The organism is Bacillus sp. REN16, from assembly GCF_020731355.1.
GTDB lineage: Bacteria > Bacillota > Bacilli > Bacillales > Bacillaceae_L > Ferdinandcohnia.
This window is the reverse complement of sequence record NZ_JAJFZK010000001.1, coordinates 43,545-68,806: the sequence shown is the minus strand read 5'-3', so window position 1 is coordinate 68,806 and position 25,262 is coordinate 43,545. Positions and strand designations below refer to the sequence as shown.

General features: G+C 38.3%; 20 protein-coding genes. 3 read left to right on the top strand and 17 right to left on the bottom strand.

The genetic code is table 11. The features are described 5' to 3' along the window. The first annotated feature begins 291 nt into the window (after nt 1-291). A complete protein-coding gene (locus LKW28_RS00285) occupies nt 292-3,324 on the top strand; it encodes an efflux RND transporter permease subunit (protein ID WP_229138340.1) in 3,033 nt (1,010 codons plus the stop codon). Between the two features lie 39 nt (nt 3,325-3,363). Here the strand turns inward: LKW28_RS00285 and LKW28_RS00280 are convergent, their stop codons facing one another. Both LKW28_RS00280 and LKW28_RS00275 read right to left on the bottom strand, forming a co-directional pair. Next, the gene (locus LKW28_RS00280) at nt 3,364-4,776 is read right to left on the bottom strand and encodes a SpoVR family protein (protein ID WP_229138339.1); all 1,413 of its coding nucleotides are present in this window, start codon (nt 4,774-4,776) and stop codon (nt 3,364-3,366) included. Nucleotides 4,777-4,898: 122 nt separating this feature from the next. Continuing rightward, entirely contained in the window at nt 4,899-5,252 is a 354-nt protein-coding gene (locus LKW28_RS00275; protein ID WP_229138338.1) for a DUF3889 domain-containing protein, read from the bottom strand. A 201-nt stretch (nt 5,253-5,453) separates the two neighbouring features. Here LKW28_RS00275 and LKW28_RS00270 point away from each other — a divergent pair, with 201 nt between their 5' ends. Beyond that, complete coding sequence (locus LKW28_RS00270) at nt 5,454-5,693, top strand: YhdB family protein (RefSeq protein ID WP_099353313.1); 240 nt, start codon at nt 5,454-5,456, stop codon at nt 5,691-5,693. A 168-nt stretch (nt 5,694-5,861) separates the two neighbouring features. On the opposite strand, the gene LKW28_RS00265 is transcribed toward LKW28_RS00270, so the two are convergent. The 3 genes from LKW28_RS00265 to glpK form a co-directional block, all read right to left on the bottom strand. After that, nucleotides 5,862-7,592, bottom strand: a complete 1,731-nt coding sequence (locus tag LKW28_RS00265) for a phospho-sugar mutase (RefSeq protein ID WP_229138337.1) — start codon at nt 7,590-7,592, stop codon at nt 5,862-5,864. 438 nt (nt 7,593-8,030) lie between these two features. Continuing rightward, the gene (locus tag LKW28_RS00260; RefSeq protein ID WP_229138336.1) at nt 8,031-9,692 is read right to left on the bottom strand and encodes a glycerol-3-phosphate dehydrogenase/oxidase; all 1,662 of its coding nucleotides are present in this window, start codon (nt 9,690-9,692) and stop codon (nt 8,031-8,033) included. A gap of 132 nt (nt 9,693-9,824) precedes the next feature. Beyond that, nucleotides 9,825-11,315, bottom strand: coding sequence for a glycerol kinase GlpK (gene glpK / locus LKW28_RS00255; RefSeq protein ID WP_229138335.1), 1,491 nt, complete (start codon nt 11,313-11,315; stop codon nt 9,825-9,827). A 161-nt stretch (nt 11,316-11,476) separates the two neighbouring features. Between glpK and LKW28_RS00250 the strand changes: the two genes are divergently transcribed. Next, the gene (locus LKW28_RS00250) at nt 11,477-11,722 is read left to right on the top strand and encodes an HPr family phosphocarrier protein (RefSeq protein ID WP_229138334.1); all 246 of its coding nucleotides are present in this window, start codon (nt 11,477-11,479) and stop codon (nt 11,720-11,722) included. A 72-nt stretch (nt 11,723-11,794) separates the two neighbouring features. On the opposite strand, the gene LKW28_RS00245 is transcribed toward LKW28_RS00250, so the two are convergent. The 12 genes from LKW28_RS00245 to LKW28_RS00190 all read right to left on the bottom strand — a co-directional run bounded on the left by LKW28_RS00245 (nt 11,795) and on the right by LKW28_RS00190 (nt 25,253). After that, nucleotides 11,795-12,757, bottom strand: a complete 963-nt coding sequence (locus LKW28_RS00245) for a formylglycine-generating enzyme family protein (protein ID WP_229138333.1) — start codon at nt 12,755-12,757, stop codon at nt 11,795-11,797. Between the two features lie 78 nt (nt 12,758-12,835). Then, nucleotides 12,836-14,083, bottom strand: coding sequence for an anaerobic sulfatase maturase (locus LKW28_RS00240; RefSeq protein ID WP_229138332.1), 1,248 nt, complete (start codon nt 14,081-14,083; stop codon nt 12,836-12,838). Between the two features lie 108 nt (nt 14,084-14,191). After that, complete coding sequence (pfkB, locus tag LKW28_RS00235; protein ID WP_229138331.1) at nt 14,192-15,136, bottom strand: 1-phosphofructokinase; 945 nt, start codon at nt 15,134-15,136, stop codon at nt 14,192-14,194. 97 nt (nt 15,137-15,233) lie between these two features. Then, complete coding sequence (gene gatY, locus LKW28_RS00230) at nt 15,234-16,109, bottom strand: tagatose-bisphosphate aldolase subunit GatY (RefSeq protein WP_267497815.1); 876 nt, start codon at nt 16,107-16,109, stop codon at nt 15,234-15,236. Between the two features lie 60 nt (nt 16,110-16,169). After that, complete coding sequence (gene nagA, locus LKW28_RS00225; protein WP_229138330.1) at nt 16,170-17,315, bottom strand: N-acetylglucosamine-6-phosphate deacetylase; 1,146 nt, start codon at nt 17,313-17,315, stop codon at nt 16,170-16,172. Nucleotides 17,316-17,340: 25 nt separating this feature from the next. After that, nucleotides 17,341-18,489 (bottom strand): SIS domain-containing protein, encoded by a 1,149-nt coding sequence (locus tag LKW28_RS00220; protein ID WP_229138329.1) that lies wholly within the window; start codon nt 18,487-18,489, stop codon nt 17,341-17,343. 40 nt (nt 18,490-18,529) lie between these two features. Then, a complete protein-coding gene (locus tag LKW28_RS00215; protein ID WP_229138328.1) occupies nt 18,530-20,041 on the bottom strand; it encodes a sulfatase in 1,512 nt (503 codons plus the stop codon). Beyond that, a complete protein-coding gene (locus tag LKW28_RS00210) occupies nt 20,007-20,933 on the bottom strand; it encodes an ROK family protein (protein WP_229138327.1) in 927 nt (308 codons plus the stop codon). Before LKW28_RS00210 ends, LKW28_RS00215 begins: the two co-directional genes overlap by 35 nt. Before the next feature lie 100 nt (nt 20,934-21,033). Next, nucleotides 21,034-21,765, bottom strand: coding sequence for a GntR family transcriptional regulator (locus tag LKW28_RS00205; RefSeq protein WP_229138326.1), 732 nt, complete (start codon nt 21,763-21,765; stop codon nt 21,034-21,036). Between the two features lie 188 nt (nt 21,766-21,953). Next, nucleotides 21,954-22,553 (bottom strand): YesL family protein, encoded by a 600-nt coding sequence (locus tag LKW28_RS00200; RefSeq protein ID WP_229138325.1) that lies wholly within the window; start codon nt 22,551-22,553, stop codon nt 21,954-21,956. Nucleotides 22,554-22,614: 61 nt separating this feature from the next. Further along, the gene (locus LKW28_RS00195; protein ID WP_229138324.1) at nt 22,615-23,814 is read right to left on the bottom strand and encodes a glycoside hydrolase family 88 protein; all 1,200 of its coding nucleotides are present in this window, start codon (nt 23,812-23,814) and stop codon (nt 22,615-22,617) included. Beyond that, a complete protein-coding gene (locus tag LKW28_RS00190; protein ID WP_229138323.1) occupies nt 23,811-25,253 on the bottom strand; it encodes a sulfatase in 1,443 nt (480 codons plus the stop codon). Before LKW28_RS00190 ends, LKW28_RS00195 begins: the two co-directional genes overlap by 4 nt. Between the last annotated feature and the right edge of the window lie 9 nt (nt 25,254-25,262).

The following is a 25,262-nucleotide window of genomic DNA, read 5'->3' as shown; positions in this document are numbered from 1 at the left end:
CTTTTTTTAATTCTGTGAAGAATCTCACCTTTTTTCAGAATTTTTTATGAATAATTAACTGAATTTTTGTAGAGTGGAAAATCCCTCCATAAGCCCCAGGTCCTAGAAAAAGTTAATCCTATGGCTCAATGTTTTAAAGGTTCTCTTTTCCTAAAATGATAAAGGAGTATAACAAATGGGAAAAGAGGGAAAATTATGAAAATAGTTCAAATTCATTAACCATCGGAAAATACAAACAAGATTTATCGTATTTCGGTATAAAAATTATTATTTTAAAGAGGTGACTGATCAGTGTCGTTCATAACGAAGTGGGCATTTGGCAATAAGGCTGCAGTTGCATTAATGACCATCTTAATTTTAATTATTGGTGTTGTTAGTTATTTTAGGCTGCCAATGGAGTTTTTACCTGAAGCTGATAATCCACAAGTAACAATTATTGCAATGGGACATGGGACGGATTCAAAAACAATGGAAACTGAAGTAACCATCCCAGTAGAAAGAGCTGTAAATAGTGTAAATGGAAAAACATCCGTCTACTCGACGACTGGAGATGGATTTTCAAAAATTGATCTATATTTTGAATCAGGTTCGAACATGAAGCAGGCGAAACAAGAAGTACTAGATGCACTTAATATTGTTGTATTGCCACCAAACATATCAAAGCCTACCGTTACTCAGCTTAATACTTCAATGATCCCGATCGTAAACATTGCTGTAACTTTTGAAGATGGAATGACCGCGGAAAATATGGCATTTGCACGTGAAAAGCTGCAACCTCTTTTTCAGGATATTAAAGGAGTCGCAAGTGCTGATGTGTATGGAATTACTGATTCTATCGTGTCCGTAAAAATTGAGAATGACATATTATCCGAAAAACAAGTTTCACTTCAATCAGTTATGAGTGTACTACAAGGTCAAAACACCGCCCTATCTGTCGGAGAGAAAATAATTGATGGCAAATCTAGTAATATTAAGGTGATTGGTGACGTATCAAGTTTAGAAAAACTAAAAGGTTTATATGTATCTCCTGATGTTACGCTTGGAGACATCGCAACGATTGAAGAAACAACAAATGCGAATTTCATTAGCCGTTTTAATGGGAAAGATAGTTTAGATATTAGCATCACGAAAGACAGCCAATCTAATGCTGTAACAGTCAGCAAAGAAGTTGAAAAAGTTACAAAGGAAATCAACGAAAAGTATGATCAGCAGGAGTCAGTCGTTTATGTATCATCTGCTGATATGGTTGAGACTTCTGTCCAAACAATGATGAAGGAAGTCCTTCTCGGAGCTTTATTTGCTACCATTGTCATTATGGTATTTTTACGAAATATCAGATCGACTTTTATTACGATTGTTTCAATCCCGCTTTCCCTTTGTTTTACATTATTCCTCCTTTCATGGTCTGGAATTACATTGAATATTTTAACTTTAGGCGGAGTTGCAGTTGCAGTTGGACGCCTTGTAGATGACAGTATTGTTGTTATTGAAAACATTTTCCGCAAAATGCAAACGGAGAAGTTTTCTGTTCAAATGGTGATTGACGCTACAAAACAAGTAGGGGTAGCCATAACTTCCTCTACACTAACAACAGTAGCCGTTTTCTTGCCGATGAGCTTGTTAAATGGCGGACTGCAAGAATTTCTTTTACCATTCGCATTAACGGTTACGTATTCCTTGCTGGCTTCCTTACTTGTTGCATTGACTCTTGTACCTTTAATGAGTGCCGGTTTATTGAAAAATACAAAGCTTCCCGAGCATAAACCTGCTGTTCGTTTTCCAAAAGTGGTTACATGGTCATTAAATCATAAATGGATTATTTTCACGATTTCATTCTTGCTATTTGCCGGTTCTATCGGAACATACTTTGCCATACCAAAGGGTTCTGTTGACAACTCTTCGGCTGACTATGTTGTTGCCACTCTGAGCTATCCGAATGATACTCCAATTGAAGTGGTAAAGGAAAAAACGATTGAACTTGAATCCTCCATTCGAAAAATGGATGAAGTTAAATATTTGTTTTCTCAAGTGGGATCTCCCGCCGAAGCGGCTCAATTCGGTCATGTTGGCTCACCTACGGAAGCAAGCTTCAGTATTTTACTAAACGATACAGAAGACACGGACAAAGTAATTGAAGCGGTTGAAAAGAAAAAGGATCAATATCCCGATGCCCAGTTTGAAGTATTTGCATCCTCATTCATGATGGGTGGAGCTAGTGCTGCGATAACAATTGATGTAGTTGGGGAAAACATCTCCGATCTTGAAACAGTTGCGAACAAGATAAAAGAAAAAGTGGAAGACATTGATGGTGTCGAAAAAGTAACAACGAATCAGGATGAAAAGAAAACTATTTATTCATTAAAAGTTGATCCTTTGAAAGGAAATACAGAACAAATAGCTGGGCAAATAGGTATGATGATTAATCAAACACCGATTGGAACCATTACTTTAGATGGTAAACAAACACCTGTCGTTCTAGAACCTGTCATTGATACAAAAACACCGGATGACTTAGGGAATACTCCTGTCTTAACGGATGGCGGTCTAGTACCAGTTTCAACTATTGCATCTTTACAAAGTGAAGAGCGTTCAACAAATCAGTTCCATAAAGATGGAGAGGCCTACCTTCGTGTCACAGCTGATGTTGATTCTGCTAAGCTGTCTGACATATCTAACAAGGTGAATTTCAAAATATTTGGAGACAAAAAGGATAATGAAGGGATCCAGCTTCCAGATAATGTTGAAGTTCTTGTTGGAGGGTCCAGCACGCAACAGACAGAGGATTTTACTGATTTATTTCTCACTATGCTTGTTTCAATTGGGATAGTATTTTTAATCATGGTTATTACGTTTAAATCAATAAAAGCGCCAATAGCGATACTATTCTCACTTCCGCTAGCTGCAATTGGAGCTATATTAGGAATTGTCGTAAGCGGGATTTCAGTTGATATAACGGCACTTCTTGGAGCTCTCATGCTCATTGGAATTGTCGTCACGAATGCGATTGTTCTTCTCGATCGGGTTAAACAAAATGAACAAAAAATGACGATCCGTGAAGCACTCATCGAAGCAACAGCTACTAGAATGAGACCGATTTTTATGACTGCTGTCGCAACTATTTGTGCCATGCTGCCGCTTTTATTTAAGCAAACTGAAACAGGCAGTTTAGTCTCACAAAGTCTAGCAGTCGTTGTTATTGGTGGTCTAGCTATGGCTACATTACTGACCCTAATCGTCATTCCTTGCATATATGAGCTGCTATATTTTAGAAAGTCTAAGAAACAGCGTTCTATTCAAACTATTGAACAAGATATTACTTTATAAACAAAGAACAGTCCTCGTATAGGGACTGTTCTTGGTCTTCTATATATATTTCCGATGCACCGTCTTCCCATCATACGTAAACACAACTATTTTATTCTCGAGCACAGTTTCCATATGCACGGGTCTGCCCCAAAGCTGGTGAAGGTAAGGCAGCACTTTTTCAAGATATTTTAAGTCTAACTCAATATCTTCATACCAGTGTTTTAAGTAGAGCTCACCACTTTTTAGGTAATCCCCATCATTAACAGTGATATACGGGAAGCCCCCATTTACACGCATATTGACAAGTTGGTCACGGACTTGGGTCCATTGTTTATCAATAATTTTATAGTCCCTGCCTTGTTTTTGGAACAGATACATATCTTCACGAAAAACTAAATCCTTCGTTAAATAATTTCGAATAAATGAAATATCGGATTCGACTTCACGTACTTCAAAGATTTTTTCGCGACCAGAACCAGGTTTTACACCTCGCTCTAACATATCTTTTGAAGGGTTATCATAGCGTTCCTCAATGTCTTCAAAGATCTTTAAACCTAAATAATATGGATTAATGCTTGTTTTTGATGGCTGAACAACACCTGCATTAAGCTTTGCAAACTCAATTGCCTCATCAGAGGTTAAATCCATTTCTCGTAAAATACGCTGGTGCCAATACGAAGCCCAGCCTTCGTTCATGATTTTGGTTTCTAGCTGAGGCCAGAAGTACAGCATTTCCTCACGCATCATCGTCAAAATATCACGTTGCCAATCCTCAAGCTCACGGCTGTATTGTTCAATAAACAACAGAATATCTTTTTCAGGCTGTGGCGGGAATCTCTTTTTCTTTCGAGTAACCGGCTTCTCATTTGCCTGTTTTTTATCCAAATTCCATAAATCATCATATGGTGAAGTCTTGCGTATGACTTCTTCCTCTTCATCATCCTCAAGACTCCATGCAAGCTTTGGCCTCATAAGAGACGGGTCGATATGCTCTTGGATCGCCAGTACTGCATCTAAAAACGTCTCTACTTCATGTTTACCGTATAAATGTTCATAATGTTTTACACGCTCAGCTGTGGCTGCCATGCTTTCAACCATGTCTCGTTTTGTATTACTAAAACGAAAGTTATTCTTGAAAAAATCGCAATGCGCAAGCACGTGAGCAACAATTAATTTGTTTTGAATAAGTGCATTGGAATCGAGCAAAAACGCATAACAAGGGTCCGAATTAATGACAAGCTCGTAGATCTTACTTAATCCTAAATCATACTGCAGCTTCATCCGATAAAATTGCTTTCCAAAGCTCCAATGGGAAAAACGAGTTGGCATCCCGTAAGCACCAAATGTATAAATGATATCCGCAGGACATATTTCGTATCTCATTGGGTAAAAATCAAGCCCAAAACCTTCTGCAATTTCTGTAATTTCATCAATTGCATACTGAAGCGCCTGACGGTCTGAATCTCTCACAGTTGATCTCCCCCTTTTCGTCCTTATCACAATTTATGAGTAATTGGTCAAAATGATGAATGGGGGAATCCAATGTTATTCTTTTTTAACATGAAAAGGCCACAATTTGTGGCCTTAAATGGTTATTTTACCTCTTCAATACTTAAAGATAAAAGCGATTCTGTTTGCGGATTAAACAGGATCATTACCTTTGCAGTAAGCGTACGATCTTTTGTTTGAATGGTTAATTCAAATGTATCCTTTGATTGCTTATCCGTAATTTCTTCCCGGCCTTTGTATTGATAATCACTAATTTTACTGTCCGGGTAATTTAACTTCGCCACATCAACTGCAATCTTACCCCATTTTTCATAATCTGTTGGAAGCTGTTGTCCCTGTTGTGGTGGTTTTTGAGGCGGCTTCTGTTGTGCACTTACAAGGCCGCCTCCCAAGAGAAACATACTGCATAAAACTGGAATGAATAAGCGTTTAACCAATGACATTACCTCCTATGTAAAAATCAATTGTATTTTGCACTTTTACAAGTGATATTAGTCATTTTATTTTTTCCAGAAAATTTTAAACGGCCCTCATTTATGTATTCAAAATTATTTTGGCTTCTTGTCCAAGATTTACACCGAGAAAATTCTTGTTTTCTCCACAAACTATAATCAACTCCTAAGAAGGAGGGAATAGCAGTGAATACTGTAGATTATGACAAAGCACTTTACTACACGCATCGTTCCCAATGGGATAACCTACTTATTCTTATGGTTCGTACAAAGGATGATTTCCTTTCGAAAAAAATTGAACACTTTCTACATGCATATAATTTTGAAAAAGATTATTCAGTTATCGAACGACAGTTATATTCTTTGCTCCGCTATATCGATCATGCATCCACGGAAAGCATGGAAGAATTAGCTGCTCATATGTAACTAATGCGGAAGCGCCTTGAACAGCCCCGACAAGCACAAGACGAGCTGGCTAGTAGGTTGTTCTTTGACCTTCTTGACAGATTGGCTTGTGACCTCGAGGGGCTAGGCGCTGAAGCTGGATGTAGAAAGACTTATTTACATAAAAAAACAAGACCCGAGGGCCTTGTTTTATTTTAAGGTTTTATGAACTTGTTCCATGACATCCGATGAAATTTCTTTTAACACATTTTGGCTGTCTTCGAGCGAATTTCCTTTTACACCAAAATAGAATTTTACTTTTGGCTCTGTTCCAGATGGACGCAGGCAGAACCATGAACCATCTTCAAGGAAGTATTTTAAGACATTTGATTTAGGAAGCTTAATTTCTTCTTTGTGAGCTTCCTCAACATTAGTGCGAACACTTTCTTTATAATCCTCAATACGTGTTACCTTACGACCAGCAACAACAGTTGGAGGCTGGCTGCGGAAGCTTGCAAGAAGACTGTTGATTTGCTCTGCCCCTTCTTTTCCTTTTAATGTTAAGGATTCAAGCCCTTCACGATAATAACCATATTTCTCGAATATCTCCATCAAGCCTTCATACATTGTCATGCCTTTATTTTTATAATAGGCGCAAACCTCAACGGCTAATAACGCCGCTTGGACAGCATCCTTATCACGAGCAAAATCCCCGATTAAGTAGCCATAGCTTTCTTCATAGCCAAATTGGAATTTATATTCAGCAGACTTTTCAAATTCCTTGATTTTTTCACCAATAAATTTAAAGCCAGTCAGCGTATCAATTGTGTCAAGACCAAATGATTTAGCGATTTCTCGTCCAATTTCAGATGTAACGATTGTCTTAAGAACGACGCCATTTCCAGGAAGAATGCCTTGCTTTTTCTTTTCTGACAAAATGTAGTGAAGTAAAATCGCCCCTGTTTGGTTACCTGTCAAAACGACATATTCACCTATGTCATCTTTTACAGCTACTCCTAAACGGTCTGCATCCGGGTCGGTTGCGATTAAAATGTCAGCATCGATCTTCTTACCCTCTTCAATTGCAAGTTCAAATGCTGCGTGCTCTTCCGGGTTTGGTGATTTAACTGTTGAGAAATTTGGATCTGGAAGTTCTTGTTCTTTCACGACTGTAACGTTCTCGTATCCAAATGCTTTTAAACCATTACGAACTGGCTTATTAGCTGTTCCATGAAGTGGTGTAAATACAACCTTTACACCAGTCTGCGAAAGCTCAGGATTAATCGAGATTGTTTTTAGTTTTTCTGTATATGCATTATCAATTTCAGTTCCAATGATTTGAATGAGTCCAGCAGCCTTTAATTCTTCTTCGCTGCCAACTGTTAATTCAAGTTCGTTCTCAATGGCATTTACTTTTTCAATCACAGTATCAGCAGCTTCAGGCGGCAGTTGTCCACCATCGGAGCCGTATACTTTATAGCCATTATATTCTGGAGGGTTATGGCTTGCTGTCACTACAATTCCAGAAAAAGCATTTAAATGACGAACCGCATATGAAAGTTCTGGTGTAGGTCGAAGTTCATCAAAGACATAGGTTTGAATCCCATGTGTAGCAAGGGTTTTCGCAGCTTCCATTGCAAATTCAGGTGATTTATGACGGGAGTCAAATGCAATTGCAACTCCGCGACGCTTTGCTTCTTCACCGTAAGACTCAATAAAAGCAGCAAGCCCAGCAGACGCTTTACGGATCGTATATATATTCATACGGTTTGTACCTGGTCCAATTTCCCCACGCATTCCACCAGTTCCAAACTCGAGATTTTTATAAAAACATTCTTCAAGTTCCTTATGATTTTCTTTCTTTTCAAGTAATGCATTTTTGATTTCTTGATCTAACCCCGGCGCATTCAGCCATTGGTTATACTTATCCATCCAGCTCATGTACGATGAACCTCCCGTTTTAGTTGTAAAATGATGTCTAGTTTATCTTCTATATATTCTATATAAAATCCTGTTCATTTCCAATTATTTTACCATAGATTGTACGATTTCAAATGAAAATGAGGAAAAAGACACGATTACTGACCGTATGTACTGAAATTATAAAACTCTTCACCATTATATCACTAATTGCTTTTTCCACTTCTGATATACCGCTAATCCCTTTTACGGTATATCACCTTCTACTTTTCACTCCTCCGATATACCGCTAATCCTTTTTACGGTATATCATCTTCTATTTTTTTCTCCCCTGATATACCGCTAATCCCTTTTACGGTAAATTTCCTTCTACTTTTCACTCATCGGATATACTGAATCGTTGGCCAAATACAATAAAAAATCAGACGGATCCCTCCGCCTGATTTTTTATCACCAAACTTACATATCTTCCCCACTCGGCTGAGTTGCGTCTTTAATATAAGACTCAACTTCAGCTTCGTAGCCTTGTTTCTCTTCTTCGCTCCAGTTTAACTTCTCAGCCATGTAAGCAATTATCGGTTGTTTCCACTGGTTTACCCAATCAATGTTGAAGAACATCGCACCTGTCCGGCGAATCAGGAAATCAATTGGTTTTGTAACCATTTCGTATTGGATCCCATACTCCATAGATGCCAAGATGGGTAGCGGAAGGCCAGTGTCGGTGACATTATCTTTTGATTCAGCCATGATTCCTTTCACAATCTCAATGTTCGAACCATATAATTTCGTGAGTTTTCTAGCATCCTCATGAGTAAGCTGGAACTCTTTTACTAACTGCTCGATTTTCTCAGCAACAAATCCTGGATAATTTTTTGATCCTCCAACATCCCCCCCGGAAATCGTCATTTCCTTCGTTTGGCAAGGTTTATACCCTTCTTCCAGCAAGAGCTTCCCTACCTTATCAACCACGGTTTCGGCCATTTTGCGGTAGCCTGTTAATTTTCCACCTGCGATTGTGATTAATCCCGAATCAGATTCCCAGATTTCATCCTTACGTGAGATTTCTGAAGGATCTTTTCCTTCTTCATAAATTAGTGGACGTACTCCAGCCCAGCTCGATTCGATGTCGGAATCCTTTGCATTTACAGTTGGAAACATGTAGTTAATGGTATTAATCAGATAAGCCCGGTCTTCTGCTGTAACGGTTGGATGTACAGCATCTTTGTCATAAAATGTATCTGTTGTGCCGACATATGTCTTTCCATCACGTGGGATTGCGAACACCATCCGTGCATCTGGAGTATCATAATATACGGCTTGTTTTAACGGAAACTTGGATTGGTCGATTACGATATGAACACCTTTTGTAAGCCTTAATACTTTGCCTTTTTTCGATTTGTCAACTTCACGCATTTTATCAACCCAAGGCCCTGTTGCATTGACGATTTTCTTTGCAAAAATTTGATACTCTTTACCTGTCAGTTGATCAATTACTTTTACTCCTTTTACCTTTTCATTTTCATAAATAAATGATTCAACCTTGGCATAGTTGACCGCTTTTGCCCCTTTTTCAATGGCTTTTTTCATAACCTCAATCGTTAGACGTGCATCATCTGTCCGATACTCAACATAATAGCCGCCGCCTTTAAGATCATCTTTTTTGATGAGTGGTTCCTTTTCCAATGTTTCTTCAACACTTAACATCATTCTTCTTTCAGATTTTTTCACTCCTGCCAAAAAGTCGTAAACCCGAAGACCGATAGAAGTTGTAAATTTCCCAAAGGTACCGCCCTTATGAAAAGGCAACAGCATCCATTCAGGAGTTGTTACATGTGGGCCATTTTCATAAACGATGGCTCTTTCCTTCCCCACTTCTGCTACTAAACCAACTTCAAATTGCTTTAAATAACGAAGTCCACCATGCACAAGCTTTGTAGAACGGCTAGAAGTCCCGGCCGCAAAGTCCTGCATTTCAACAAGAGCCGTTTTGAGTCCGCGACTTGAAGCATCAAGGGCAATTCCAGCACCCGTGATTCCTCCACCAATAATAAATAAATCTTGAACCTCCTTCTCCATGTCCTCCAAAATCGATCTTCTATCTATACTTGAAAACTGTGTCATTTATTTCCACTCCTTAAAAATAGGTAGAAAAAAAGAGACCACAAAAGACATTGCACAATAGTGACAATGCTCCTGCGGTCTCTCCCCAATCTCCTACCGAATTATTAACTTAACTTTATCTTATCATATTTTTTATTTAAATGCCATAGCTGCATGTACAGCTTTTTTCCAACCGTTATACAATTCCTCGCGCTTATTACTACTCATCTCAGGTTCAAAGGTTTGATCGATTGCCCATTTACTTGAGATTTCAGATTGATCCTTCCAAAAGCCCACTGCTAAACCCGCTAAGTATGCTGCCCCTAAAGCTGTTGTTTCATTAATAACTGGACGTTCTACAGGAACTCCTAAAAGGCTTGATTGGAAATTCATCAGAAAATTATTTTTAACCGCCCCACCATCCACACGAAGTGTTTTCAAAGAAATTCCAGAATCAGCTTCCATCGCAGTTAGGACATCTTTTGTTTGATATGCTAATGATTCTAAGGTTGCACGGATAAAATGTTCCTTTGAAGTTCCACGAGTTAAACCAAAAACAGCACCGCGAACATCGCTATCCCAATAAGGTGCACCAAGACCTACAAATGCTGGAACAACATAGACACCTTCCGTTGAATCAACCCTCCCTGCATAGTCTTCGCTATCTTTCGCATCTTTAAACATCCGAAGGCCGTCACGAAGCCACTGAATTGCGGATCCTGCAACAAAGATACTACCTTCCAATGCATACTCCACTTTTCCGTTTAAACCCCATGCAATTGTTGTTAACAATCCGTGCTTGGAAGATACTGATTTTTCACCTGTATTCATTAACATAAAACAGCCTGTGCCATATGTGTTTTTCACCATGCCTTGCTCATAGCATGCTTGCCCAAAAAGAGCCGCTTGTTGGTCTCCAGCAGCACCTGCGATAGGCACTTCTTGGCCAAAGAAATGGTAATCAACCGTTTTTGAATAAATTTCAGATGATGGTCGAACTTCAGGAAGCATTGATTTTGGTATGGTTAAGTGCTCCAATAACTCATCATCCCATTTTAAATCATAGATATTATACATTAATGTTCGGGAAGCATTTGAATAATCCGTTACATGAGCTTTTCCACCTGACAGTTTCCAAATTAACCAAGTGTCAATTGTTCCAAATAGAAGCTTACCAGCTTCTGCCTTTTCACGTGCTCCTTCTACATTATCTAAAATCCATTTAACTTTCGTTCCAGAAAAATATGCATCAATTAATAAACCTGTTTTATTACGGAATGTATCACTCAATCCCTGAGCCTTAAGCTCTTCACAAATACTGGCAGTTTGACGAGATTGCCAAACTAAAGCGTTATATACTGGTTGACCAGTTTCTTTATCCCAAACAACTGTGGTTTCACGTTGGTTTGTAATTCCAATTCCGGCAATTTGCTCCGCTTTCACATTTGCTTCCGATAAAACAGACGCCATAACTGATAGAACGGAGCCCCAAATTTCATTAGCATTATGTTCAACCCAGCCGGGTTTTGGAAAAATTTGAGTGAATTCCTTTTGTGCTACATGAACAATCTCACCTTCTTGATTAAACAAAATGGCGCGTGTGCTTGTGGTACCTTGGTCTAACGAAAGTATGTATTGTTCCAAATTATTTTCCTCCTCACTTACATTTTCTACTTAAAATTAAAACATGCTTGCCTCTTTTTATCTACCTGTGAAGGAAAGTTTTTTTAGGTCTAAAAATATTTTTCCAGAATAAATGTAGTAATGGTCGTTTTAAAATTAACTCTTGTAAGGAGTGGAATGCTTTGATTGAAAAAGAAGTGACAGTTACGATCAAGGAAGGACTGCATGCTAAGCCAGCCGGGGAATTAGTTCAGAACTTAAGCAGGTTTACGAGTGATGTGGAATTTCGTTTTAAGAATAGATCTTATAATGCCAAAAGTATTTTAGGATTAATGGGAGCTGCTATTCGAGAAGGACAAATCATAACGGTTCGTGTTGAAGGTCCGGATGAAGACGAAGCGTTTGAATGGCTTGAGAAGTTCATTTGATACTTTGCAATAGTAACCACGAAGGACCTATAATTAGATTCCTTCGTGGTTTTTCAATTCAATATAGTATACTCAAGCGTCCTTCACACATCGGAAGCCAAGATTTCCGGTTGAGCTATCAGGTGTATTCGAACTCCTAGCAGCAACCCGGTACCGATTGCAGTACGAATGATGGCAAAGATAGGACCCGCCACGCATCACTTTGTTTTGTCCAGTAGATGGTCCTTTCGGATGATCCCGACTCTCAAATACATGAAAATTAGGACTAAACCAATCCGCACACCACTCCCATACATTTCCAACAATATTATATAACCCATAGCCGTTAGCAGGAAATGCAGTGACAGGTGCAGTCGATAAGTACCCGTCTAATTTTGTATTTTCATTTGGAAAGTTACCTTGCCAAATATTGCAAAGATATTCACCGTTTGGATTCAATTCATCTCCCCAAGGATAAATCTTTTGCTGCAGACCTCCTCTTGCTGCAAATTCCCACTCAGCCTCGGTCGGAAGTCGCTTCCCAGCCCACTTGCAATAGTTCATGGCATCGTTCCATGAAATATGAATGACTGGGTGGTCCATTCGGTTTTCAATTGAGGAATCTGCTCCCTCAGGCTGTTTCCAATACGCACCTTCTACTACCCACCACCACGGTGTAGACGCGACCTGATTTTTAACAGTCTTTGCTACTTCCTTCGAGATTAATTGATAGAACACAAATGACCATCCGAAACTTTCCGCTTCTGTTTTATATCCTGTATCATTCACGAACTCGGCAAACTGTGCATTCGTAACCGCATAAGTATCCATATAAAAGGGATCTACTTTTACATTACGAATCGGGCCTTCTCCATCCGCTGGAAATCCTTCTTTCAAATCTGTTCCCATTAAGAATTCTCCACCGGGGATATAAACCATATCGTCGAATGATGACTGTTTTTCTGAATTTATCTTTGGTTCACTTGAAGTTTTTTTCACTTGAGGCTCTATTGCTGTTCTACTTACTGAACAACAAGACTTGATTTCATTACTCATGCTGATTCACTCCTTCAATATAACAATTCGTTATTTTCTTACTTATTCCTGCTGGTTTTCTATACCCCTCCCAATGAATCAAGTTAACACGGTATATTTCCCACAGCATTTTTTAAACTTTTTCCCGCTGCCGCATATGCAAAGTTCATTTCTTTCAGGAGGCCTTCCGCCATTTTGAATGTATTCTCCTAATCTTCTTTCCTTCACTTTATCTGCTACCTTTTGCATTCTTTCGTCTGCATATCGATAAATTTGTTTATAGCTTTGGCAGAAATATTCTACATTCGTTTGTTTCTGCGGATCCCAGCTGCGAGCTCTCGGACATCCTCCATGACATAGATGAAGAAACTCGCAGTTCAAACACTGTTCGGACAGATCTTCTTTTAAACTCGTAAATTCATTAAATTTCTTATGATTAATAATATCAATTAGTGGATCATTGCCCACATTGCCTAAATAATAGTCTTCATGAATATAAAAATCGCAGGGATATGCATCTCCATTTTGTTCCAAAATTAATGTTTTTGGACACGTCTTACGGTGAATACATATTTCCGCCTCTTGGTGAAGATAGACGGCCAACATATTATCAAAAAATCGCTCAGATAGAAAAGGATTTCCGTCATTGTACCAAATATCAAATACCTGGCATAAGAAATCACCATACTGTTTGGGTGTTATCGTGTATCTTCCTAATTGACCTACTTCTTGTGATTTAAAATCCATACATGGAATAAATTGAACAAATTGAAATTCCTCTTCTATGTAAAACTCCATCAGTTCTTTACCTTTAGTGACATTTCCCTCATGAATGACAGTTAGGATATTAAAATCTACATTCTCATCTCTTAAATGCTGAATCCCTTTCATAATCGAGTTAAAGCTCCCACCTCCTGAGCCTGTAACCCGCTTTGCATCATTAATATGTTTCGGACCATCAAGACTAACGCCAACTAAGAAATTGTATTTTTTAAAAAATCCTGCCCATTCACGTGTGATTAACGTCCCATTTGTTTGAATCGAATTGCTAATAATTGTATTTCGTTTTGCATATTTGGCTTGAAGGGATACTACCGTTTTAAAAAATTCTAATCCCGCTAAGAGTGGTTCTCCACCTTGCCATACGAAAGAAGCCACACCATTCGATATCGCCATATATTCCTTAATAAACTTTTCCAGTACATCATCTTCAATACGATTTAAGTTATCAATTCTGCCTTTACATTTGCTATAGTAACAATATTCACAGGCTAGATTACAAGCCTCTGATACCGTTTTCCAAAGAACTCCCGTTACATTAGCTGTTGTTACCCCACATGTACTCACCTATATCCCCTACCTTCGTGTCATCTATATCCATATTAGTAAAAAATTCAAAAAAGTTATGTGAATCTTATCACTTAGGTTAGGACATGATCGGCAACGAGGCTAAAATTAGATAAATTCCTGTACGATTTGTTCTACATTCATTTCTTCCAAACACCAATTTATCTTATTCACGTCAATACTTCCAGTTTTCTCTTCCAAGGTATTAATTGTACCCATAGCAAGACCGAATTTAATAAGGTCTTCTTCCTTAAAACCACGCGATAATCCGGCAGCGAAACCAGCAATAACCGAATCTCCGGAGCCCACTGGGTTTACAACCTTTACTTTGGGTATTCGGACCCGATAGAGATTCTCCCTATGCTTTACAATCGCACCTTTTCCACCTAAGGTAACAACTACCCATTCTACCCCTTGAAAAATCTCTTGTTGTAAAGCTGATAAAATCTCTTTTTCACTCGTTAACGCGGTCCCAATCAAGTCTCCTAATTCTTCTTGATTTGGTTTGATTAAATATGGTTTATTCTTACTTTGCAATGTTACTTTAAGCAGGGAACCTTTTGTATCTAATAAAACAGGCTTATGAAACTTATGAGCCAGCTCGATTAATTGGCTGTAATATTCGTCGTTGATTCCTTGTGGAGTGCTCCCTGAAATCGTAACATACCTTGACTGCTGTACGGCTTCTGCATATCTTTCTAAGAAATCTACTGATTCTTTTTGACTTATATTAGGTCCGCTTTCTAATATTTCAGTCTGCTTGCCCTCATGAATGATTGCAATGCAATTCCTTGTGTTACCTTCAATTTCTACAAAAAAATCTTTGATACCTTTATTATTTATTTCTTTCCGAATAAAATCTCCTAAACTACCACCCAGAAATCCAGATGCAGCTGTCTCTTCCTCTAATTGCCTTAGTACATGGGCTACGTTTAGTCCTTTCCCACCTGCTGTTTTGCCAGCATGATTGACTCGATTCACTCCATCTAAACTAAACTGATCCAACTTGTAGTTTATATCGACAGAAGGATTTAACGTAATGGTTAATATCATGAATATACACCTCACCTCATTATTTTAAAAAAAGGTGAGGACCATCGCCTTGCGCGTCTAATCACACACAGGTTTTTGATTCCCCACCTCATCAAGGTTATGCTTTTCCGTTACTCATACAGATCAGGATCTTTTCAATTACTGCTTCCTTCATTTTCGCTTTTGCTAATCCAAAATATTTTCTTGGATCTGTTTCTTGTGGGTTTTCAATCAAGTGTCCACGTAAACCTTCAGAGAACGGAATTTTTAATTCGGTTGAAATATTAACCTTGGCACATCCTAAAGAAATACATTTTTGAACATCTTCTTTTGAAATGCCAGAGGCACCATGTAATACAATTGGTACATCGACCAAACTCTTGATTTTAGCTAGTCGAGCAAAATCAAGATTCGGCTTTGTTTCATATAAACCATGACCTGTTCCAATCGCAACTGCAAGTGAGTCAATACCTGTTCGTGCTACAAATTCTTCTACTGTATCAGGATCTGTATAGGCAGCATCTTTCGCCTCAACGATAAGGTCATCTTCTTGCCCTACTAGTTTACCTAGCTCTGCCTCGACAGTAGCCCCATATTCATGAGCCTTGTCAGCTACTTTTTTCGCAAGGGCAATATTTTCTTCGAATGATAAATGGGACCCATCAATCATCACCGATTTTGTTCCTAATTCCAAGGACTCTACAATAGATTCATAGGTTTCATGGTGGTCAAGATGAAGAGCGATTGGTATATCATTTTCCTTAGCCGCAACTTCTACAATCGCTTGAATATAGGCTCGCCCAGCATACTTCATTGTACCCGGAGTAGCTGCTAGAATAACTGGCGACCTCATTTCAACGCAAGCTTCCACAACTGTTTGGATTGTTTCGAGGTTATGAATATTAAATGCCGGTACAGCATAATCCTCACGACTTGCTTTTAACAACATTTCTTTTGTATTTTGTATATAACTCTTTGGTTGAACAGATACCATATCTATCATCATCCTTATCTAGGAATTTTTACTTGCAATCGTGTTCTAAGACATATCCAATTACTTCTGATATTTTACTTCCCCAGCAACAGCTGTTGCTTGAACTTCAAATTGGTTATTCAATACGACATAATCTGCAATCTTTCCCGGTGAAATACTGCCTAACTGAGTATCTTTCCCTAAACTTACTGCAGGAGTTAGTGAGCCAAGATGCCATATTTTATATAAAGATTCGCTGCTCCACTCTTGCAGATTTTTAACGCCATCAATTAACTTCAGCGTACTGCCTGCAAGGGAACCGCTTTCTAATTTGGCGACTCCATCTTTCATGACAACTGAAAATTCACCAAGGTGATAATTACCGTCAGGCATTAATCCTGCTTGCATGCAGTCTGTAATTAGTATTAGCTTGTCATCCTTAATCCGTAAGGCAAGTGCGGAAACATCAGGATGAACATGGAAACCATCACAAATCAGTTCAGCAAAGGCTCGGTCATCCACTAATGCCGCTCCAACTACACCAGGCGTTCTGTGATGCAATCCAGTCATTCCGTTAAATAAATGGACATAGTTCCTGGCCCCAGCATCCACTGCCTCCTTGCAGCATTCAAAACTTGCATTAGTGTGAGCAATACTCACCAATACACCTTCTTCGGTCACTTTTCGAATAAAATCGAAAACCCCTTGTCTTTCAGGTGCAATTGCAATTTTTTTAATTGAACCATCCGCTAATTGTTGCCAATATTGAAATTCTTCAACATCTGGATCCCTGAAGTAGCTTGAGTTTTGTGCTCCTTTATGAAGTTCCGTGAAGTATGGGCCTTCTAAAAAAATCCCCTCTGATTGAGCACCCGGAAGACCGTTTTCTACTGCTTCACGAATCGCGATGATTGCACGATCTAAGTCATCTTTTAAAGACGTTAAAGTAGTAGGTAAGAATCGTGTCACACCAAGTGATAATAGCGTTTTAGATATTTCGTTGATTGCTTCAACTTCTCCATCCATAATGTCATGACCTTTTATACCGTGAATATGAGTATCGAAGAGACCTGGTGCAATCGTGTAGCCACTATAATCAACTACTGTTGCTCCCTCTGGGATCTGACTTACAAAAGATCCAAATTTCCCGTCCTTGATGAATAAGTAGCCACCCATTTTCTCCTCGTTTTCTAACAGAAACTTTTCAGCTTTCAAATAGTATGTCATTGTCATTCTTCCTTTAACTAACATCTCACTTGTAATCGTAGATTGTTACGCCCTGAACGACACGGCTAATTACACCATCTGGACTCGGATTATCAGGTGAAATGCCTAGATTTATAGATTTCTTCATTGCCAATGTTTGGGCAAAGACAATATATAATAAAGCTAAGTAAAAATCGTTTTTCACTAATTCACCTGATGTGTTCACAGGAATTTTCCAATCAGCATATTGTTCTACTGTTTCGTCTAATTTTTCACTTAAGGCGATCACTTTTACACCTGGAATTCCTGAGATTTCTTTAAGAATATCAAGATCATATTTTCTCGTATAAGGGTCACTTGATACGAACAATGCAACAACAGATTGATCGTTAAGAATTGATTTTGGACCATGACGGAAGCCTAATGAAGATTCGAATGCTGCAACCACTTTTCCAGCTGTTAGCTCTAGCATTTTTAAAGAGGCTTCGTGGGCCAATTGGCCAAGCAGCCCTGATCCAAGATAAATAATACGATTAAAATCATATTCCAATACCGTATCTACTGTTGTATTTACCGTAGTGACTAAATGCTGACCATTCTCAATAACTAGATTCATCTCTTGGTCAAAAGAAGGATTGTTCGTAAACAATGCGTATGCCATTAACATCATGCAAGAAAAGCTACTAGTCATGGCTAACGATTTATCATTCGCTTCCTCAGGCAGCAGAATAACAATACTATTCTTATCGTCTTGAACGTTTTTTGCGAGCTGACCGTCTTTATTACAAGTAATGACTACTTGATAAAAGTCTTTTATTAGCTGCTGCCCAAGATTTACTGTTGCCACACTTTCAGGACTTTGTCCGGAGCGTGCAAACGAAACAAGAATTGTCGGTATTTCTGAAACCAAATATTCAGTTGGATTAGACACAATATCGGTTGTTGGAACAGCTTCAAAAAAGACTTTATTTTTTCCCTCTTGTTTAAAGATTGGTGCCAGAATATCACCGATAAAAGCAGAAGTTCCAGCACCGGTTAAAATAACTTTAACAACTTCATGCTTTGAGTAGATTTCCTGTAAAAAACCCTTATATTCATTCCTTTTCTCTGCAAAAAGAGAAATTGACTTCTTCCAAACTAATGGTTGTTGGAAAATTTCAGAAGCCGTATGAGTAGCTCCATCTAACTTCAACATAAAAGCATCTCCTCACTTTAATAGAATTCGATATTCATTGTTATGCATGGGATATCCGTGGCATCGGGAGAAGTTCTTTCCCCAATTCAGCCCAAATATATTTCAGCAAGAGCTCCATTTTCAAGGTAGCGTAATCTGGATTATTCCATAGATTGTGGTTTTCGTTGGGATCCTCTTGCAAATCAAATAGCTCCCCATATGATTGGTTATAGTAAACTGTTATTTTATACCGCTCATCTACATACGTTTTTTGATGAATGGTCGTAGGTTCATGGCGGAATTCACAAACGATATGATCACGGGCACTGCTTTGTTTTCCTGTCCAAACTTCCTTTTGACTGATACCCGTCATGTCAATTGGCAGCTCCAAACCTGCAAAATCCATAAAAGTAGGTGAAAGATCGACCAATGATTGCAACGCATCCGAAACAACTCCTGCTGGAATTTGTCCTGGATATCGGACAATAAAAGGTACCTTAATCAAATCTTCGTAATGAAACCCGCCTTTATACTGAAGACCATGCTGGCCAAAGAAATGACCATGATCGCTTGTAAAAACAAGGATCGTATTATCAGCAATACCAAGTTCATCAAGCTTATCAATTATTTTTCCGATATATTTATCCATCATACTAATCATTCCGAAATAGGTAGCAGTAAGCTTCTTATGATCTTCCTCCTCCACGTCACGATGTGAATGGTATCCATGAATTCCAAAACCAGTTTCCATGTAAGAGCTGAAATCAGGGTTCAGTTCCTGAGTTAATTGAAAATGAGGGGGATTTTGCTTATGCTCCCCTTCCTTTCCTTTTGGTATGGTCAATTGCTCTGGATCATACATCTTATCCCACGGTTCTGGTACAAGATAAGGTGGATGGGGATCAAAAAAGCTAGACCATAGAAAGAAATTCTCACCATTTTTCACGTAATCTTCTAGCAGAGCGTTTGTCCTTTCCGCTATCCAGGTATCATAGTGATACTCTTCAGGAATATCCCATGTATATTTTATTTCTGGGTCCATGTTACCCGTGGGTGCAAGAAAATAATCCCGCCAATTTTCACAGCCCTTTTCTTCCATCCATAAAGCATAGTGTTGCCCAACTAGATGTTCATTTGTATGGTTTCTTGCCAGTTCAACATGCTCAAACCCATAAAATTCTTGATCAAATGACTTCCAATACTCTAAATCTGCTAATAATGGATAGGATTCTACCGACTCGTATTCCTCGGTTGTTTTAGTTGGTTGGAAATGAGCCTTTCCTACCAATGCAGTACGATAATTATTTTTCTGTAAGTATTCCCCTATTGTATGTCGATCTTCTAATAATTTTGTTCCTAGAGTCCATGCCCCGTGCTGGCTCGGATACATTCCCGTAATAATGGATGCGCGTGACGGTGTACAGGTTGGATTAGGACAGTATGCTCGCTGAAATGTAATACCCTCCTCAACTAGGCGGTCAAGGTTTGGTGTTTGAATTTCTGAATTAAATGCTCCTATCGTATTAAAGTGCTGTTGATCACTCGTGATTAATAAGATGTTTGGTTTTTCCACAGTCTTCAACACCCTTCCTATTGAACACTCTGAGTCCTGCACCAAGTACACCAGCGTCTCCCTTTGATTGACTTATATGTAATCGGCTAACAGCAGCTTTCTGGTCTGGAATGCAGTACTCTTCCATTTTCTGCTTGATTAATGGAAGAAGAAAAGCATTATTATTAATAACGCCTCCCCCAAAGACTATTTTTTGAGGGTCCAATATACAGGTTATGGCATAACAGCCATGGGCAAGTGATTCAACTACATTTGAAATCACAGAATGTGCATATTCATCCTGTTGCTGATACTTTTCTAACACTTCTTTGGACGTCATCGTGTTGTTCGTCAATCTTTGAATGGCTGGACCTGCTGCCGCTTGCTCAAGTCTTTCTATTCCATTCGCCGCTTTCACAGGAAATAGTCCTAGCTCACCTGCAAATCCCATTCCTCGGATAAAATCTCCGTTATGAATGATTGAAACCGCAATACCAGTACTGATCGTAAAGTAAACAAAGGTTTCATTTTGATTTGCTCCATACATTTGCCACTCCGCAAACGCCGCCATATAAACGTCATTATCAATCACAACTTTTTCTACTGGAAAAGCTTCCTTTATTCGTTTTACAATCGGAAAGCCCTTCCAGGGTAAATTATTTTGGAAAATAGCAATACCTGAATCTCGATCTAAAATTCCTGGTACTCCTAAACCAATGCCCTCTATTTGTTGTATGTTTAAATGGGATTCATCCAATACATTGTTAATTACGTTCACTACTTGCTCAAACATCTTTTCTTTATCTGATGGATCACTTGGTACCTCCGAACGATAAAGAATGTTTGCCTCTTCATCAATAATTGCCGCAGCAATCTTCGTTCCTCCAATATCCACTCCTAATGCTCGTTTCATCTTCTCACTCTCCCCTCACTACAAAAATTTGTTTTAAATATACTGTATTCTCATTATACCGTTGACAGGTTGTTGGGTGCAATTTTATTTTCAAAAAATTTTAGAGAAGTTCTGTATAGAACCTACAGCGATCTCCTCTAACAATTGAGCGGCAAAATTCTACCGGATTACCTTGAATATCATATGCAGTACGGTCTAATAAAAGACTAGGCGCACCCTCTTCAATCTGCAGGTATTTACTCTCTTCTTTACTTGCTAGAACGGGTTCAAATGCTTCGACTGCTTTCGATACAATAATCTCATATTTATTTTCTAATAAACCATATAAAGAAGATGCTTCGATATCTTCACGTCTTAACCCAGGTACTAACTTACTTGGTATATAAGATGTCTCCAGGATAATAGGTTCGTTGTTAGCCGTACGAATACGCTGTAACGTTACCACTTTTTCTTCAACACTAATTTGAAGTTCCTTAGCTATTTTATTAGGAACAGTTTGGATATCTAAGTTCAAAAGAATATCTTTTGGGTTCATCCCTTTATTCTCCATAACTTTACTAAAGCTATAAAAACTAGTTAAGGATTGCTCTATTTTGGGTTTAGATATAAATGTTCCTTTTCCTTGAATTCTTTCTAACAACCCTTCTGTAACGAGGTCATTTAATGCTTTTTGAACTGTATTTCGACTTACATTATAGGATGTCCGTAAGTCATTTTCAGAAGGAATCTTGTCACCTGGCTTCCATTCGCCCGTTTCAATCTTCTTCTCAATGATTTCTTTTAGCTGATAATAAAGTGGAATAAATGTCCCATGATTTAATGGGTTAACCATATTGCCTTCATCCTCTTCTAACGATTTTCAATATTCAACAAGTTAATAATACCATGCATGTTGGGACTTTCAAACTAATACATTTTTAAAATACCACCGTTCAGTTGACGGCTCAACCCGATAACTAAAAAAATTAAGTAGTTAGATAATTAATTTCCACTACTTAACTTTCTGCTTTTTTTTGATTTTCAGAGTACTTCTTCTGTTACCTTACTAAAAGTACGGTCCGCAACACTATAAATGCAATATGCAGCTATACTAAAAATTAACATTGTAGCTCCTGCAAAATAATAAATAGTAACAGCACCAATAATCAGAATCAATAGCAATATAAGAGTATATTGAAGATTGCTAATCGATAATATAAGAGCATTTCGAATTGCTTGCATCCAAGTCACTTTAAATTGAACCATGACTGGGAATAAGTACATCGAAGTAAAGATAAATAAGAGTAACACCAAGAAATAGAGCATGAATAACAAATACTTCACATTGGATGGAATTTGGTTCGTGAAATTAAAGTTAATGATAAAAAGAAAGGCAATGAATAACCAGATTAACTGGAGGACAATTCCTTGTTTTATATTTTCTTTAAAATAACGGAAAAAGGAGGCGAATATCCTGATATCGCCTTCTCTTTTCCATTCACGGACCACTCCAAACATAGCAGCTGTTGCAGGAAAAATCGTGATAATGGGAATACACGTGAGAACCCAAATTAAGTTTAATAAAAAGGTGTTCATGATAAAATCCATTGCCCTATATAATTTACTGTCGTTTATTCCCATATCCGTCTTCCCCTTCTCTAGTTAGATGTCGACATTATGTTACATTAACCCATCTATTTGTTTACCAGTACTTTTTCCAGTCTTTTGCCAACCGAATGAGGGCTTCAAAATAGTAGTAATCTCCCCAAATACAGCTTTCATCAATTCCGCGACCGCCGCCTTTATAATAGACCGCATGCTTTAGAATTCCATTTGCTTCACTATCAATTTCAGTTCGATAGTTTTCATAAAGTGATTGAACCATCAATAATGCAGCATTTTCGTATAATTTTTTATCTTCATCGGTTAGTGGCAGATACTTCGTTAATTCAAGTAATCCACATGCCGTAATAGCCGCTGCAGAGCTATCTCTTTCTTCCTCACCATCAGTAAAGATTAAATCCCAATAGCAAATATAATCCTCAGGTATTCTATTTAAATAGTAGTTTGTCAGTTTTTTTGTTAATTCAATTAGGCTCCAATCATTCGTATATGAATAACTTAACGGAAAACCGTAGATTCCCCATGCTTGACCGCGTGCCCAACAAGAATCATCGGAATATCCTTGTCTTGTATTTCCATACAATGGCTCACCCGTTTCCGGATCCATATAATACGTATGGAATGTAGAAGCATCTTCCCTCACAATATATTTTGCTGCTTGTTTGACATGGCTTTCTGCAATTTGATGATATTTTTTGTCGCCTGTAACTTCAGATGCCCAGTAGAGTAATGGTAGATTCAGATTGCAATCAATAATCATTCTGCCACGTTCTGCTGGATCATTAAGATTTCCCCATGCTTGGATAATTCCCGCTTTGTCGTAATACCTAGTAATTAAAAGGTCAGCCGCTTTAATGGCTGTTTCCTTTGCCTTTTCATTTCCAGTTAATTGATAAGCATTCACACATGACAACGAATATAGAAATCCTAAATCATGATGATCAACTTCAATTCTTTTTTCTAGACGTTCTGCAAAACTGTCTAGCTGCTTTTCTGCAACTTTTCGATATTTTTCATCCCCCGTCCATTCATAAGCAAGCCACAGCATTCCTGTCCAGAAGCTTGTCGTCCACTCTACGTTTTCGATTGGAGGATACACTTGATTATGGCTATTTGAATCTGGAAAATAATCTGTGAAAATATCTAGACTTTGGTCAATTTTCGCTAAAACATGGTCAATTGCTTTTTCAACGAATGCGCGATCTACTTTGGAATTCTGTTCAAATCTTGCCTTATCTATAATCTTTTCTGTTTTTACTTCATTTACAATTACAGTCATTGTTCTACCGCCTTTTTCGTTTGATTTAGTAAAAATGGATCATTCATTTCTTTTAACCAATTGCATAATTTTTCCTCTAAACTTGAAACGATTGGATGTTTTTCCGGTTCTAGGATTGTTTCCGGGCGTTGTTGATAATGATCCTCCATTAATTTATAAAATAATCGGTTTTGCGCATCCTCAGGAGAATACCCATTATGAATCACATACAAATATTCTTTCGTTCTTATCGCACGCCACCCATAGGCGAGATTACTAACTCCTGCATTTTGGAACTGTTCTAATGCCTCTTTTCGACCAGGATAGCAAGTTATAAATGCATGGCCAGGTCCATCATTGCTTTGTTTAATAATGTAATCCGACAGATCTGTCCCCTCGACTGTATCAGGCGTTGTCAGTTTCATTAATGATAAAATAGTAGGCATAATATCAACCGTATTTAGTAATACATCTGATTTGACGGATGGAATTTTATTTGGCCAACGAATGATAAACGGTACTCCGATCGACTCCTCATACCATACATGCTTCGCCATTAGCCCATGTGATCCCATCATTTCACCATGATCTGAAGTAAGTACAACAATTGTATTTTCCTCAAGTTTTTTCTCTTTTAACGTTTCTAGAATCCTACCAAACTGTTCATCTAATCCTGTTATTGCAGCAAAATAATTAAGTTGATTCTCTTTTAGTCTCTCTTCTCCACCTTCTATATGTTCCCCTGTATGTACCAATAGGGGATCTTGAATTTCTATATTTTCTCGGAACTTGATGTCTGTCCCTTCATATACTTTTCGATATTTATCTGGTACCTGATCAAACGGGCTATGTGGTGGATTCCAAGAAACAAAGAGTGCAAAAGCGCTATCTTGATTCCGCTTTTCAATAAACTCAATCGCTTTATCTGTTTCATGTTCGGGAGACCATTGTTGAACTTTTATTTTTTCGGGGCTATCTCCCCAGTAATGAGGAGCTAAGTGGTCGTCCCATGCTCCGTATGAATACCAATGCTGAAATCCATGTCGTTTTGGACCAGGCGGTGTGTAGGCATCCCATCCATTAGCACCAGAAACAGGATTATCAGACACATTAAGTTCAGGTAAATCTAAATGCCATTTTCCGATATAGCAGGTTTCGTATCCTGAGTCTGCCAGTACATCACCTATACAAATTTCATCTGGTTGCAGCATTACGTCTGCACCAACTTTACAGTTGGTAAATACACCTGTGCTTATTGGATATTTTCCTGTAAGTAAGGATGCACGGTGGGGCGAGCATAATGGTGATACCGTTAATGCATTTGAGAAAACGGTACCTTCTTCGGAAAAAGCATCTATATTGGGTGTGATTACTTGATCTTCCCCTTCATAACCCACCGCCTGTCTTCTCCATTGATCCGCAAATATATACACTAGGTTGGGTCTCGGGTTACTCTCCATTTAACTCAC